The 14,422-nt window shown below is 71.0% G+C and carries 12 protein-coding genes and 2 pseudogenes; 8 read left to right on the plus strand and 6 right to left on the minus strand.

The annotated features are described in order from the left end of the window. The first annotated feature begins 32 nt into the window (after positions 1-32). Positions 33-569 (plus strand): hypothetical protein, encoded by a 537-nt coding sequence (locus ACFSL4_RS09355; RefSeq protein WP_381080497.1) that lies wholly within the window; start codon positions 33-35, stop codon positions 567-569. A gap of 60 nt (positions 570-629) precedes the next feature. Here ACFSL4_RS09355 and ACFSL4_RS09360 read toward each other — a convergent pair whose 3' ends face one another. Together ACFSL4_RS09360 and ACFSL4_RS09365 are read right to left on the minus strand one after the other, a co-directional pair. Beyond that, on the minus strand, positions 630-1,313 hold the full coding sequence (locus ACFSL4_RS09360; protein ID WP_381080499.1) for a glycerophosphodiester phosphodiesterase: 684 nt from the start codon (positions 1,311-1,313) through the stop codon (positions 630-632). Between the two features lie 64 nt (positions 1,314-1,377). Continuing rightward, positions 1,378-2,533 (minus strand): annotated as a pseudogene (locus tag ACFSL4_RS09365) (adenosine deaminase). 67 nt (positions 2,534-2,600) lie between these two features. Between ACFSL4_RS09365 and ACFSL4_RS09370 the strand changes: the two are divergent. Further along, positions 2,601-3,503 carry a DUF4190 domain-containing protein gene (locus ACFSL4_RS09370; protein ID WP_381080501.1) on the plus strand — a complete coding sequence of 301 codons (903 nt, stop codon included), beginning with the start codon at positions 2,601-2,603 and terminating at the stop codon, positions 3,501-3,503. Positions 3,504-3,694: 191 nt separating this feature from the next. Here the strand turns inward: ACFSL4_RS09370 and ACFSL4_RS09375 are convergent, their stop codons facing one another. Beyond that, on the minus strand, positions 3,695-4,252 hold the full coding sequence (locus ACFSL4_RS09375) for an NADAR family protein (RefSeq protein WP_381080503.1): 558 nt from the start codon (positions 4,250-4,252) through the stop codon (positions 3,695-3,697). 211 nt (positions 4,253-4,463) lie between these two features. Here ACFSL4_RS09375 and ACFSL4_RS09380 point away from each other — a divergent pair, with 211 nt between their 5' ends. From ACFSL4_RS09380 to ACFSL4_RS09405, 6 genes are read left to right on the plus strand one after another with little or no spacing between them, the layout of a single operon-like run. Beyond that, on the plus strand, positions 4,464-6,017 hold the full coding sequence (locus tag ACFSL4_RS09380) for a gamma-aminobutyraldehyde dehydrogenase (RefSeq protein ID WP_381080505.1): 1,554 nt from the start codon (positions 4,464-4,466) through the stop codon (positions 6,015-6,017). Between the two features lie 51 nt (positions 6,018-6,068). Further along, entirely contained in the window at positions 6,069-7,316 is a 1,248-nt protein-coding gene (locus ACFSL4_RS09385; RefSeq protein WP_381080507.1) for an ABC transporter substrate-binding protein, read from the plus strand. A 7-nt stretch (positions 7,317-7,323) separates the two neighbouring features. Beyond that, positions 7,324-8,475: an ABC transporter ATP-binding protein gene (locus ACFSL4_RS09390; RefSeq protein ID WP_381080509.1), complete on the plus strand. Its 1,152-nt coding sequence runs from the start codon at positions 7,324-7,326 to the stop codon at positions 8,473-8,475. Then, complete coding sequence (locus tag ACFSL4_RS09395; protein ID WP_381080511.1) at positions 8,475-9,404, plus strand: ABC transporter permease; 930 nt, start codon at positions 8,475-8,477, stop codon at positions 9,402-9,404. The genes ACFSL4_RS09390 and ACFSL4_RS09395 overlap by 1 nt, the downstream gene beginning before the upstream one ends. Further along, a complete protein-coding gene (locus ACFSL4_RS09400; protein ID WP_381080513.1) occupies positions 9,405-10,205 on the plus strand; it encodes an ABC transporter permease in 801 nt (266 codons plus the stop codon). A 22-nt stretch (positions 10,206-10,227) separates the two neighbouring features. Further along, the gene (locus ACFSL4_RS09405; RefSeq protein WP_381080515.1) at positions 10,228-11,646 is read left to right on the plus strand and encodes an NAD(P)/FAD-dependent oxidoreductase; all 1,419 of its coding nucleotides are present in this window, start codon (positions 10,228-10,230) and stop codon (positions 11,644-11,646) included. A gap of 52 nt (positions 11,647-11,698) precedes the next feature. Here ACFSL4_RS09405 and ACFSL4_RS09410 read toward each other — a convergent pair whose 3' ends face one another. The 3 genes and pseudogenes from ACFSL4_RS09410 to gabT all read right to left on the minus strand — a co-directional run bounded on the left by ACFSL4_RS09410 (position 11,699) and on the right by gabT (position 14,287). Beyond that, positions 11,699-12,421, minus strand: coding sequence for a phosphatase PAP2 family protein (locus tag ACFSL4_RS09410; protein ID WP_381080571.1), 723 nt, complete (start codon positions 12,419-12,421; stop codon positions 11,699-11,701). A gap of 105 nt (positions 12,422-12,526) precedes the next feature. Continuing rightward, positions 12,527-12,741, minus strand: a pseudogene (locus ACFSL4_RS09415) (phosphatase PAP2 family protein); the annotation flags it as partial. A 211-nt stretch (positions 12,742-12,952) separates the two neighbouring features. Then, a complete protein-coding gene (gene gabT, locus ACFSL4_RS09420; protein WP_381080517.1) occupies positions 12,953-14,287 on the minus strand; it encodes a 4-aminobutyrate--2-oxoglutarate transaminase in 1,335 nt (444 codons plus the stop codon). Positions 14,288-14,422: the final 135 nt, after the last annotated feature.

A 14,422-nucleotide genomic window follows, 5' to 3' on the forward strand; every position in this document is an offset into this window, starting at 1 on the left:
AACGTGTTCAATTCAAGGCGTACGCTCCTCGCATGAGCGACAGAGCCGCCCTGCTGAGGGGCATTCGTGTCTGGCTGGTTGTCTTCGTCGTCTGTCTGGTGCTCAGCGGCGCCACGGCCTTCCCCCTGGTGCACGAACTGCGCTGGGCCGAGGATCTGCTCACCTCGCTGTCGGTGCCGCAGCACCTCCCCGCCCTCATGGACTGGATCGAGCGGGTGCGCCGCGGACTCGACGCCACCGACGCCGAGCAGCCCTTCGTCCTCTACGGAACGGACTGGCTGGCGTTCGCGCACCTCGTGATCGCGGTGGCCTTCTACGGGCCGTACCGCGATCCCGTCCGCAACATCTGGGTGGTGGAGTTCGCGATGATCGCGTGCGCGGGCGTCATCCCGCTCGCCCTGATCTGCGGGCCGATCCGCGGAATCCCCTTCTGGTGGTCGCTGATCGACATGTCGTTCGGGGTCTTCGGCGTGATCCCGCTGTACGTGGTGCGCAGGAAGATCAAGCGGCTGGAGGGGCTGACGGCGTCGGCGCCGCCGGCCGCCCGGGCCGCGGCCGTGAGCGGTTGACCGGCCCGGGCCGCGGCCGTCAGTGGCCGACCGGCCCAGGCCGCCGTGGGTGGCGCCGCCTCAGCCGCCGCGTACCGCGCGCAGCGCGTCGATGCGGTTCGTCGTGATCGAGTCCACGCCCATGGCGAGGAGGCGGCGCATGGAGCGCCTGGTGTCGGGCGTCCAGGCGGACACCAGGTAGCCGTCGCGATGCGCCCGGGCCGTCAGCTCCTCGCTGAGGAGGCCGAAACGGTAGTTGAGCCAGCGCGGGCGCACCGCATCGAGCAGGGCGGGCCGCGGCGGGGCGAGGGATGCCCAGGTCAGGGCGATCTCCGCCGACGGAGCGGCGGCCCGGACCGCCAGCATGGTCTGAGCCCCCGCGCAGTAGTACACCCGCTCCTGCGCCCCGCAGGCCCGGACGACGCCCACGATCCGGCGGGCGGCACGGACCGAGGGCGTGCCGGGCAGGTCGATCATGACCCTGCTGCCGTCGGTCGCCGCCAGGGCGTCCGCCAGCGTCGGCACCCGGCCCGCCGTGAGCCCCTCCACCTCGGCGGAGGAGAGCGCGGTGAGCCGCCGGTCCTGTTCCCACAGCCGCTTCAGCGTCTCGTCGTGCAGGAGTACGGGGACGCCGTCACTGGTGAGCCGTACATCGACCTCGACCGCGTCCGCGCCCCGGCGGAGCGCGGAACGCAGCGAGTCGATCGTGTTCTCGCGGTGGCGGTAGGGGTCGCCGCGATGGGCCACGGCGGTCACGGTTCGCATGGGCTCATTGTGGCGGCGGGGCGCCGCGCGGCGGCTCGCGGGGCGGCGGACGGAAGGACGGGGGTCAGGGGGTGAGCCGGACCGCGGTGTAGGCGTCGATCTCCGCCGTCAGTCTCTCCTTGCCCGCGGCGTCGAGGAAGGACGCCTCGACCGCGTTCTTGGCCAGGTCCGCCAGACCCCGCTCGTCGAGGTCGAGCAGCCGGGCGGCCACCGCGTACTCGTTGTTGAGGTCGGTGCCGAACATCGGCGGGTCGTCGGAGTTGACGGTGACGAGGACGCCCGCGCGCACGAACTCCTTGATGGGGTGCTCGCCGAGGGTGCGGACGGCTCTGGTCGCGATGTTGGAGGTCGGGCAGACCTCCAGGGGGATGCGGTGCTCCGCCAGGTGCGCGAGCAGGTTCGGGTCCTGGGCGGCGCTGGTGCCGTGCCCGATGCGCTCGGCACGCAGCTCGCCGAGGGCGTCCCAGACCGTTTCGGGCCCGGTCGTCTCGCCCGCGTGCGGCACGGACCGGAGCCCGGCGGCCCTGGCCCGGTCGAAGTACGGCTTGAACTGCGGCCGGGGAACGCCGATCTCGGGTCCGCCGAGCCCGAAGGAGACGAGCCCCTCGGGGCGCAGCCGGTCGTCGGTGGCGAGCCGGGCGGTCTCCTCGGCGGATTCGAGGCCGGCCTCGCCCGGTATGTCGAAGCACCAGCGCAGGACGGTGCCGAACTCGGCCTCCGCCGCCTTGCGGGCGTCCTCGATGGCGTCCATGAACGCGCGTTCGTCGATGCCGCGGCGGGTGGAGGAGAAGGGGGTGATCGTCAGCTCGGCGTAGCGGACCTGCTGCCGGGCCATGTCGCGGGCGACCTCGTACGTCAGCAGCCGTACGTCCTCGGGCGTCCGGATGAGGTCGACGACCGACAGGTACACCTCGATGAAGTGGGCGAAGTCCGTGAAGGTGAAGTAGTCGGCGAGGGCCTCGGGATCGGTGGGCACCTTGGAGTCGGGGTGGCGGGCGGCCAGTTCCGAGACGATGCGGGGGGAGGCGGAGCCGACATGGTGCACATGGAGTTCGGCCTTGGGCAGCCCGGCGATGAAGGCGTGGAGATCGCGCGCGCCGGCGGTGTCGCGGTGGTCGGTCAAGGGTTCCTCCCCGGGAACGGCGCCCCCGCACCGGACTCGGCGGGACGCGGGTGATCGGCTGATCGGTGACTCGGGGATCATCGTAGAGCGCGGTCATGCCGGACAGGCGCGGACCGTAGCATGACGGGACGTACGACAGACGTACGACGGAGGGGGCCCAACACATGTCCGACGACGCGCAGGCGCAGCAGGGAGCGCCGGAGAACGCCGCCCCGGGCCCGTGGGCTTCCCCGGGTGACGGGACGGGCCCGGCACCGTCCGAGGTCTCCCTCGACAAGCCCGCCGCCGGTCCGCGTCCCGCGCCGGACCCGTGGGCGCCGCCCGCAGGCCAGGCGCCCGGTCCGGGCACTGCCGGTACGGGCGGGCCGGTCTCCGCCGCTCCCCGGCACACCGTGGTCTCCGGCGGCGGCCCGCCGTCCGCGCACGACCAGCCCACGGTCGTCTCCCCGCCCGGCTCCGAGCCCACCGGCGCCCCGGCGGGGGCCTGGAACGCCCCGGCCGCCCCGCCGGGCCCCGCCTCCTCCGTGCCGGGCGACCCCGCGGGCGCGTTCCCGTCGTTCGGCGGGCCCGCGCCCGGCGCCCTTGCCGACCCCTTCGCCCCGCCGGCCGCCGGTGAGCCCGTGCCGCCGCCGCCCATCGGCCCCGAAGGCCCCGGCCGCACGCCGTACGCCTATCCCGCGTACCCCGGCTATCCGGGGTACGGCCCCGAGGGCGGCGTCGTCGGCTACGGCTGGTCGGGGACGCCCCTCATGCCGAGCAACGGCATGGGCACCGCCTCGCTCGTCCTCGGGATCGTCTCCGCCGCCGTGTTCTGCCTGTGGCCGGTGGCCATCGTCGCGGGCGTGCTCGCCGTGATCTTCGGCATCATCGGCCGCCGCAAGGCGCGCCGCGGCGAGGCGACGAACGGGGGCATGGCCCTGGGTGGCCTCATCTGCGGAGCGGTCGGCGCCGTCCTGGCCGTCGCGCTCCTCGTCCTCATCCTGATCGCCCCGAACGGTGATGACGATCCCTGGCTCGACACGGGGGACGGCTACTCGACGTCGCTGACGGCCCACCGGCTCGGCTAGGGGGTGTTTCGGAAGTCCCGCACAGCACCCACGGCGCCCGGCACGCTCCCCCAGGCTCTTCGAGCAGGGGGCACCCCCACTCGCCGCACCGGCCGAAACCCCGAGTACGTCCAGTACGAGGGCCTTCGTCCGGCACGCCGAGAGCACGCACCGGACACCGCGGGCACCGCACAGGACTTTCGAAACACCCCCTAGGGTGCCGCCAGCCGCTCCCGCGCCGCCATCAGCGCGAACCCCAGCAGATTCGGTCCCCGCCACCGCTGTGGGTCCGCCGCCCGCTCGTCGTCCGCCGCGAGACCGATGCCCCACACCCGGTCCACCGGGCTCGCCTCGACGAGCACACGGTCGCCCGTGCCCAGGAGGAAGGCGCGCAGACCGGGATGCGCGGCGAACTTGTGGACGCTGCCCTCGACGACGATCCCGAAGCGCTCGCGCTCCCACACGGCCTCGTCGAAGCCGCGCACCAGCCGTCCCGCCTTCTTGGCGAGTGCCGGGTTCGGCGCCGTGACGGCCCTGCGCTCGGCCTCCGCGTCGCGGAAGAGCCGTGCCTTCGACGCCATCATCCAGTGCTCGGCCGTCGCGTACTCCACGCCGTCCACCATGAAGGGCGACGGCCACCACTGGCTCAGACAGCTCGCCCCGATCCGCCCGTCCGGCCGTGGACGGTGCCCCCAGAAGTGCAGGTACTTGACTCTGGCCCCCGCCTGGAGCTCCCCGACCAGGGTCTCCCAAGAATCGGTCTTCCTCATGCCGGTGAGTGTGGCACGCGCCACTGACACCACGTCTGGGCTTTTCGGGTGTGACTCGACACCCCGGTCGACAGATTCCGTCGCGTAACCAAAAGGCAACAACGGAATCCCTTGTTGGTGTCCTTCTATTCTGTCAGGATCGGCACTCAAATCGAGCTGGAGCTACGCCAGCCCCCGTGGTGGACGCGGGTCGGCGGCGAGGGAGAGCAACATGGACATCCCGGGCAACACCGGCGAGGCCGATATCCGCCTGCGAACACAGGAGGAGCTGCGCGAACGCTTCGCAGACGGCGCGCAGTACATCGCGGGCAGTCCCGTCAGGGGCACGTCGGGCCGCACCCACGCGGTGGTCGACCCCTCCACCGGCGCCGAGGTGTTCACATACGACCTGGCCGGCGCCGAGGACGTCGACCGCGCCGTGGCGGCCGCCCGCGCGGCGTTCCCCGACTGGTCCGCCGCCACCCCGGGCGAGCGCTCCGACGCGCTGCACCGCTTCGCCGCCGTCCTCGCCGGGCACGCCGAGGACCTCGCCCGCCTGGAGTCCCTCCAGTGCGGCAAGCCGCTCAAGCTCACGCGGGAGTTCGACGTGCCGGGCACGATCGACAACACCGCCTTCTTCGCGGGTGCCGCCCGGCACCTGCAGGGGCAGGCCGCCGGTGAGTACTCCGGCGACCACACCTCGTACGTGCGCCGCGAACCCATCGGCGTCGTCGGCTCCGTCGCGCCCTGGAACTACCCCCTGCAGATGGCGGCCTGGAAGATCCTCCCGGCGATCGCCGCGGGCAACACGATCGTCCTCAAGCCCGCCGAGCTCACCCCGCTGACCTCGCTGCTGTTCGCCCGGGCCGCCACCGAGGCGGGCATCCCGGACGGCGTGATCAACGTCGTCACCGGCGCCGGCAAGGAGGCGGGCGAGCGCCTGGTGGGCCATCCCGATGTGGCCATGACCTCGTTCACCGGCTCCACCGCCGTCGGCAAGCGCGTCGCCGAGATCGCCACCGCGACCGTCAAGCGGCTCCATCTGGAGCTCGGCGGCAAGGCGCCCTTCGTCGTCTTCGACGACGCCGACCTGGACGCCGCCGTCAACGGGGCGGTCGCGGGCGCGCTCATCAACACCGGTCAGGACTGCACGGCGGCGACGCGCGCGTATGTGCAGCGCCCCCTCTACGAGGAGTTCGTGGCGAGGACCGCCGCCCTCATGGAGACCGTCCGGCTCGGCGACCCGTTCGCCGCCGGCACCGACCTGGGCCCGCTGATCTCGCACGTCCAGCGCGACCGCGTGGCCGGGTTCGTCGACCGGGCGCGTGCCTACGCGCGCGTGGTGACCGGCGGCGAGGCTCCCGGGGGGGATCTCAAGGACGGGGCGTACTATCGGCCCACCCTCGTGGCCGACGCGCCCCAGGACAGCGAGATCGTCCAGTCCGAGATCTTCGGGCCGGTGCTCGTCGTGCTGCCCTTCGACGGCGACGACGACGGTATCCGGCTCGCCAACGACACCCCCTACGGCCTCGCCGCGTCCGCCTGGAGCCGTGACGTCTACCGGGCGGGGCGCGCGACCCGCGAGATCAGGGCGGGCTGCGTATGGATCAACGACCACATCCCGATCATCAGTGAGATGCCCCACGGCGGATTCCAGCAGTCCGGCTTCGGCAAGGACATGTCCGCATACTCGTTCGAGGAGTACACGCAGATCAAGCACGTCATGTTCGACAACACGGCGGTGGCCAGGAAGGACTGGCACCGCACGATCTTCGGGGACCGATAGCAGCCAGGCCGCCTGACCCGCGGCCGTACCTCCCGAAAGGGCACCACACGCATGGAGCAGTACGAGTCCGACCGCCTGACCCCGGCCCAAGCGGCCGCCGTGCGGCGCAGCCTCCGCAACGGCAGGGCCTCCCTCGCCCGCCGTTCCCTGCTGCGCGCCTCCGCGGGCGGCGTGCTCGCGACGGGCGGCCTCGGGGCGCTGAGCGCCTGCGGGATCCCCGGGGCAGGCAAGGCACAGGACAGCACGTCCGCCCAGGACGATTCGGCGAAGGAGAAGGTCGTCAACTTCTCCAACTGGCCCGAGTACATCGACGTCGACGACAGCGGCAAACACCGCCCGACGCTCGAGACCTTCACCAAGCGGACGGGTATCCGGGTCAAGTACACCGAGGACATCAACGACAACGACGAGTTCTTCGGCAAGATCAAGCCGCAGCTCGCCGCGGGCCAGGACACCGGGCGGGACCTCATCGTCCTCACCGACTGGCTGGCCGCCCGGGTGATCCGCCTGGGATGGGCCCAGAAACTGGACCCCGCCAACCTCCCGCACGCCTACGCCAACCTGTCGCCCCAGTTCCGCAGCCCCGACTGGGACCCGGCCCGCGCCTACTCCTATCCCTGGCAGGGCATCTCCACCGTCATCGCCTTCAACAAGAAGGCGCTCGACGGCATCGAGGTCAAGTCGATCTCCGACCTGCTCGACAATCCCAAGCTCAAGGGCCGGGTCGGCTTCCTGTCGGAGATGCGCGACAGCGTCGGCATGACCCTGCTCGACATGGGCAAGGACCCGGCGAAGTTCACCGCCGACGACTACGACGCGGTGATCGCCCGCCTGCAGAAGGCCGTCGACAAGGGCCAGATCCGCCGCTTCACCGGCAACGACTACACCTCCGACCTCACCAAGGGCGACCTGGCCGCCTGCGTGGCCTGGGGCGGTGACATCGTCCAGCTCAAGGCGGACAGCCCGGACGTCGACTTCATCATCCCCGACAGCGGCTACATGACGTCGACCGACAACCTGCTGATACCGAACAAGGCGCGCCACAAGGCCAACGCCGAGCGGCTCATCGACTTCTACTACGAGCCGGACCAGGCAGCCGCACTCGCCGCCTACATCAACTACGTCAGCCCCGTCGACGGGGTGAAGCCCTACCTCGAGAAGATCGATCCGGATGCGGCGAAGAACCCGCTGATCCTTCCCGACAAGGCCATGGCCGCCAAGTCCCACGCCTTCCGCGCGCTGACGCAGAAGGAAGAGACGGCCTTCGAAGAAAAGTTCGCAAAGCTGACGGGGGCGTGACGCGAGAATGACGACAGACACCAGCGGCGATGTCCGCCTCCTGGGGATCGGCAAGACCTACGGCTCCTTCACCGCCGTGCACCCGCTCGACCTGACCGTGCCGCAGGGCTCCTTCTTCGCCCTGCTCGGTGCCTCCGGCTGCGGCAAGACCACCACCCTGCGTATGATCGCCGGCCTGGAGGAACCGTCCTGCGGCAGCGTCCGCCTCGGCGGCCAGGACGTGACCCGCCTGCCCCCCTACAAACGGCCGGTGAACACGGTCTTCCAGTCGTACGCCCTCTTCCCGCACCTCGACATCTTCGAGAACGTCGCCTTCGGCCTGCGCCGTCGCGGCATCAAGTCGGTGAAGAAGCAGGTCGAGGAGATGCTCGACCTGGTACAGCTCGGCGAGCAGGCGCGCAAGAGACCGCACCAGCTCTCCGGCGGCCAGCAGCAGCGCGTCGCGGTGGCCCGCGCGCTGATCAACCACCCCAAGGTGCTCCTCCTCGACGAGCCGCTCGGCGCCCTCGACCTCAAGCTGCGCCGGCAGATGCAGCTGGAGCTCAAGCGCATCCAGACCGAGGTCGGCATCACGTTCATCCATGTCACGCACGACCAGGAGGAGGCCATGACGATGGCCGACACGGTCGCCGTGATGAACGCGGGCCGCGTCGAGCAGCTCGGCTCGCCCACCGACCTCTACGAGAACCCGCAGTCCACGTTCGTCGCCAACTTCCTCGGCACCTCCAACCTCATCGAGGCCGAGGTCGACACCAGGAGCGGCGGCGACATCGTCCTCAAGGCCGGCGCCGGCAAGCTCGTGCTCCCCGAGGCGCGCTGCTCCGCGTCGACGGCGGCCGGCGGCAGGGTGCTGGTCGGCGTCCGCCCGGAGAAGATATCCCTCACCCACGCCGACGACGCGGGCGAGATCCCCGGGGGGCGCAACCGCATCACCGGCAGGATCGCCGACTCCAGTTACATCGGCGTCTCGACGCAGTACGTCATCGACAGCCCGGTCTGCCCCGAGTTCGAGGTCTACGCCCAGAACATCGACCGCGACCCGCGTCTGGTGCCCGGCGCCGAGGTGGTCCTGCACTGGAATCCGGCCCACACCTTCGGCCTGGACGCGGCGCAGGACATCGACGCCGGCGTGGAGACCGTCGAGGAAGAGGCGGCCTGATGCCGACGCTCACCGAGGCTCCGCCGCCTCTCGCCCCCGCCGGCGCGGAGCGGAAGCCACCGCGCAGGCGGGGTCGCATGACCCCGTACTGGCTGCTGCTGCCCGGCATCCTGTGGCTGCTGGTCTTCTTCGCGCTGCCGATGGTCTACCAGGCGTCCACGTCGGTGCAGACCGGATCCCTGGAGCAGGGCTACAAGGTCACCTGGCACTTCGCGACGTACTGGGACGCGCTGTCCGGGTACTGGCCGCAGTTCGTGCGCTCCGTCCTGTACGCGGCCGCCGCGACACTCCTGTGCCTGGTTCTCGGATATCCGCTCGCGTACCTCATCGCGTTCCGCGCGGGCCGCTGGCGCAACCTCATCATGATCCTGGTGATCGCGCCGTTCTTCACCAGCTTCCTGATCCGCACGCTCGCCTGGAAGACGATCCTCGCGGACGGTGGCCCGGTCGTCGGCGCCCTCAACACGCTGCACGTCCTGGACGTCACCAGCTGGCTCGGCTGGACGGCCGGCGACCGGGTCCTGGCCACACCGCTCGCGGTGGTCACCGGTCTGACGTACAACTTCCTGCCGTTCATGATCCTGCCGCTGTACACGTCGCTGGAGCGCATCGACGGACGCCTCCATGAGGCGGCGGGCGACCTGTACGCCAAGCCCTTCACGACCTTCCGCAAGGTCACCTTCCCGCTGTCGATGCCAGGAGTGGTCTCCGGCACGCTGCTGACCTTCATCCCGGCCGCGGGCGACTACGTGAACGCGGACCTGCTCGGCTCCACCGACACCCGCATGGTCGGCAACGTCATCCAGACACAATTCCTGCGGATCCTCGACTACCCGACGGCCGCGGCACTCTCGTTCATCCTGATGGCCGCGATCCTCATGATGGTCACCGTCTACATCCGCAGGTCCGGCACGGAGGATCTGGTTTAAATGGCCTTCGTCAACTGGCTCAAGCGCCACCTCGTCGTCCTCGCGGGACTGCTGACGCTCGGATATCTCCTGCTGCCGAACGTCATCGTCACGGTGTTCTCCTTCAATGAGCCGAAGGGCCGCTTCAACTACGAGTGGCAGCGGTTCTCGCTGAGCGCCTGGAAAGACCCGTGCGGCGTCACCGACATGTGCGGCTCCCTGTCGATCAGCCTCCAGATCGCCGTGTGGGCGACGATCGGTGCCACGGTCCTCGGCACGATGATCGCCTTCGCGCTGGTCCGCTACCGCTTCCGCGCTCGCGGCGCGGTCAGCTCGCTGATCTTCCTGCCCATGGCGATGCCCGAGGTCGTCATGGCGGCCTCGCTGCTCACCCTGTTCCTCAACATGGGTGCCCAGCTCGGCTTCTGGACGATCCTGATCGCCCACATCATGTTCTGCCTCAGCTTCGTCGTGACCGCCGTCAAGGCACGCGTCATGTCGATGGACCCGAGGCTGGAGCAGGCGGCGCAGGACCTGTACGCCGGTCCGGTCCAGACGTTCATCCGGGTCACCCTGCCGATCGCGGCACCGGGCATCGCCGCGGGCGCGCTGCTCGCGTTCGCGCTGTCCTTCGACGATTTCATCATCACCAACTTCAACGCGGGCTCGACCGTCACCTTCCCCATGTTCGTGTGGGGCTCGGCCCAGCGCGGCACGCCCGTCCAGATCAATGTCATCGGCACGACGATGTTCATCGTCGCCGTGCTGCTGGTCCTGGCCTCGATGGCCCTCGGCAATCGCCGCAACCGCCAGAAGGCGTAACGCACCGTAGGGAGTTGACATCATGGCCCCAAGCGCCATGACCCGTTGGACGACATCTCTTTCCGAAGCCCGGCCGGTCCCGTACTGGCTGGACGACCCCGCCAGGCCCCGCCCCGAGCCCGCTCTCACCGGCGCCGAGACCTGCGACCTGCTGGTCGTCGGCGGCGGCTACAGCGGACTGTGGACCGCGCTCATCGCCAAGGAACGCGATCCGCAGCGGGACGTGGTGCTGGTGGAGGGCCGGGAGGCGGGCTGGGCCGCCTCCGGCCGCAACGGCGGCTTCTGCGCCGCCTCCCTCACCCACGGCCTGGCCAACGGGCTCACCCGCTGGCCGGGCGAGATCCACACACTGCAGGAGCTGGGCGCCCGCAACCTAGACGAGATCGAGAGGGCGGTCGCCCGCCACTCGCTCGACTGCGACTTCGAGCGCACCGGCGAGATCGACGTCGCCACCGAGCCGTACCAGGCGCGGGAGCTGCGCGAATGGCACAGGGAGACGGAGCGCCGGGGTCTCGCCGAGGGCACCGAGTTCCTGGACGCGGAAGCGGTCAGGGAGCAGGTCGACTCGCCGACCTTCCTCGCCGGTCTGCACGACCGCCGGGGTGTGGCCATGCTCAACCCGGCCAAGCTCGCCTGGGGGCTCAAGCGGGCCTGCCTCCGGCTCGGCGTCCGGGTCTACGAGCACACGCCCGCCCTCACCCTGAAGCCGTACGGCGCCGGCATGGCCGTACGCACCCCCTACGGCTCGGTCCGCGCCAGGCGGGTCGCGCTCGGCACGAACATCTTCCCCAACCTGGTCCGGCGCGTGCGCCCGTACACCGTCCCGGTCTACGACTACGCGCTGATGACCGAGCCGCTGACGGCCGGCCAACTGGCATCGATCGGCTGGAAGAACCGCCAGGGCCTCGGGGACTCGGCGAACCAGTTCCACTACTTCCGGCTGTCGGCCGACAACCGCATCCTGTGGGGCGGTTACGACGCGATCTACCCTTACGGCGGCCGGGTGCGCGCCGAGTACGACGACCGCCCGCAGACGTACGCCAAGCTCGCCGGGCACTTCTTCACATGCTTCCCGCAGCTGGAGGGCCTGCGCTTCACCCATGCCTGGGGCGGCGCGATCGACACGTGCTCGCGCTTCTCGGCGTTCTTCGGGACGGCACATCAGGGGAAGGTGGCGTACGCGGCCGGTTACACGGGCCTGGGCGTCGGCGCCACCCGCTTCGGCGCGGAGGTGATGCTGGACCTGCTGGCGGGGGAGCGCACCGAGCGGACCGAGCTGGAGATGGTCCGAAGGAAGCCGCTGCCGTTCCCGCCGGAGCCCTTCGCCTGGACGGGCATCGCGCTGACCAGGTGGTCGCTGGCCCGGGCCGACGCGCACAACGGGCGGCGCAACCTCTGGCTGCGGACGATGGACAGGCTGGGGCTGGGCTTCGACAGCTGACGCCGGGCGCCGGGCACACCCGCGGGCAGTGACGCGACGGCGACGTGCCCGGTCAACCGGGACCGGCCGGGGAGCCGGGAGCCTCCGAAGGCGTGCGGCGCCCGCTTCGGCCGAGGAGCACCGCGAGCCCGGTCAGCAGCATCGCGCACAGGCACCAGCTGGCCAGCACGTCCAGGAGCCAGTGGAAGCCCTGGCGGACCAGGCCGATGCCGACGCCGAGGTTCAGCACCACACACACGACGAGGAGTTCACGGCGGGCGTAGGGCGAGCGCAGCCAGGGCCACAGGACCAGGGCCGCGGAGCCGTACGCTACCGCCGCCGTCGCCGTGTGCCCCGAGGGGTAGAAGCCCGTGCCGGAGCCGGGGCCCGAGGCCATGGGGCCCGAGCGGGCGATCAGCTCCTTGAACGGGACGACCAGTACCGGGACGGCCGCCATGCAGACCGCCGCGGCGAGGGACGGCAGCCACCACCGGTCCGCACCGAAGCGCCGCGCCTGCGAGGCGGCGTAGACCAGGACGAGGGCCAGGACCGGCACGGCGACCGGGACGCTTCCCAGGTCGGCGAGGAGTCCGGAGAGCCGGCCCGGACCGATCACGGCCTCGCTCAGCCGCTCGTCCACACGCGCGAGCGGTCCGTGGGCCGAGACCTGCCAGGTGATCAGGAGCAGGAGGAGGGCCGCGCCGGCCACGACGCGGGCGGGCCGTGCGGGAACGGGGCAGGTTCCGGCCCGCACGGCCGGCGCACTCTGGATGTCCGGGTCGGGGAAACTCGACACGCCGCCCAGCTTGGCAGGAAAGTGGCCGGGAGACCGGATCGACGACGCCGGGCCGGTCATGTCCTTGGCGCGCGAGGGCCCTGGAAGGCCGTCCGGGAAGCACGTCGGCCGCCCCGGAACAGGGGGGCGGTTCCGAGGCGGCCATCCGGATCGGTGTGCCGCCCGCCCCGGGGGGTTTGGGGCGTGCGGCCGTCCGATCGGTGAGGAGATCCGGAGCCGGAAGCTCCGGGTGTGTGCGCGAGGGCACGACCGGGTCGAGGCTGGGGATGCCGCGGCCAGGTGTCGCCCACAGTCCCCTGTGGGCGGGGTGTATCTCTCATCTGCCTAGAACCTACGGCAGGAAAAACCGCTCCGACAGCCGGAAACGGGTCCCGCCATCCACCTCGCACACCTTCTTCACACCCTCTGACGCCCGCCGCCCCGGGCCGGAATCCCGGTGAAGGACGGGGCCGGGACGGGAGGGGCGCCACACGCGCGGGCTACGGGGCCCAGCTGCGGGTTTCCCGTGGCGGACGGAGGCTGCCGGCCGGCTCAGATGCGAGCGAACGCCTGCTCGATGATGTCGAGGCCCTCGTTCAGCAGTTCCTGGCCGATCACCAGCGGCGGCAGGAAACGCAGCACGTTGCCGTAGGTGCCACAGGTCAGGACCAGCAGCCCCTCCTGGTGGCACGCCTTGGCGAGCGCGGCGGTCGCCTCGGGGTTCGGCTCCTTGGTGGCGCGGTCCTTGACCAGCTCGATCGCGATCATCGCACCGCGGCCGCGGACGTCACCGATGACCTCGAACTTCTCGGCCATCGCCGTCAGGCGGGCCTTCATGGTCTCCTCGATCTCCTTCGCCCGGGCGTTGAGGTCGAGTTCCTTCATCGTCTCGATCGCCCCCAGCGCGCCCGCGCAGGCGACCGGGTTGCCTCCGTAGGTGCCGCCCAGGCCGCCCGCGTGCGCCGCGTCCATGATCTCGGCACGGCCGGTGACGGCGGCGAGCGGCAGACCGCCGGCTATGCCCTTGGCGGTGGTGATCAGGTCCGGGACGATGCCCTCGTCCTCGCAGGCGAACCACTGGCCGGTGCGGCAGAAGCCGGACTGTATCTCGTCGGCGACGAAGACGATCCCGTTGTCGGTGGCGAACTTCCGCAGCGCGGGCAGGAAGCCCCTCGCCGGCTCGATGAAGCCGCCCTCGCCGAGCACGGGCTCGATGATGATCGCGGCCACGTTGTCCGGGCCGACCTGCTTGGTGATCTGGTCGACGGCCATGGCGGCGGCCTCGGGGCCGCAGTTGTCCGGCCCGGTCGGCCAGCGGTAGGCGTACGCCATCGGCATCCGGTACACCTCGGGCGCGAACGGGCCGAAGCCGTGCTTGTACGGCATGTTCTTGGCGGTGAGCGCCATCGTCAGGTTCGTCCGGCCGTGGTAGCCGTGGTCGAAGACGACGACCGCCTGGCGCCCGGTGTAGGCGCGGGCGATCTTGACGGCGTTCTCGACCGCCTCCGCACCCGAGTTGAACAGCGCCGACTTCTTGGCGTGGTCACCCGGAGTGAGCTCGGCCAGTGCCTCGGCGACGGCCACATAGCCCTCGTACGGCGTGACCATGAAACAGGTGTGCGTGAAGTCCTGCAGCTGGGCCGAGGCCCGTCGTACGACGGCCTCGGCGGAGGCGCCCACGGACGTCACCGCGATGCCGGAGCCGAAGTCGATCAGACGGTTGCCGTCGACGTCCTCGATGATCCCGCCGCCCGCGCGCGCGGTGAACACGGGCAGCACGGAGCCAACGCCCTGCGCGACCACGGCGGTGCGGCGGGCCTGCAGCTCCTGCGACTTCGGGCCGGGGATGGCGGTGACGACGCGGCGCTCCTGGGGAAGTGCGGTCATGGGGGCTCCCTGATGATCGTGCGGACCGAGAGGTCCCGGCCCCGGTGTTCCGGGGGACCGGCCGTCGCGGTGGAGTGGCCGGCCCGGCGGGCCGGGTGTTCCGGCAAACCGGGTGTTCCGGCGGGCCGGGTGTTC

The sequence above is a fragment of the Streptomyces caeni genome, from assembly GCF_042678285.1.
Taxonomy (GTDB): Bacteria; Actinomycetota; Actinomycetes; order Streptomycetales; family Streptomycetaceae; genus Streptomyces; species Streptomyces caeni.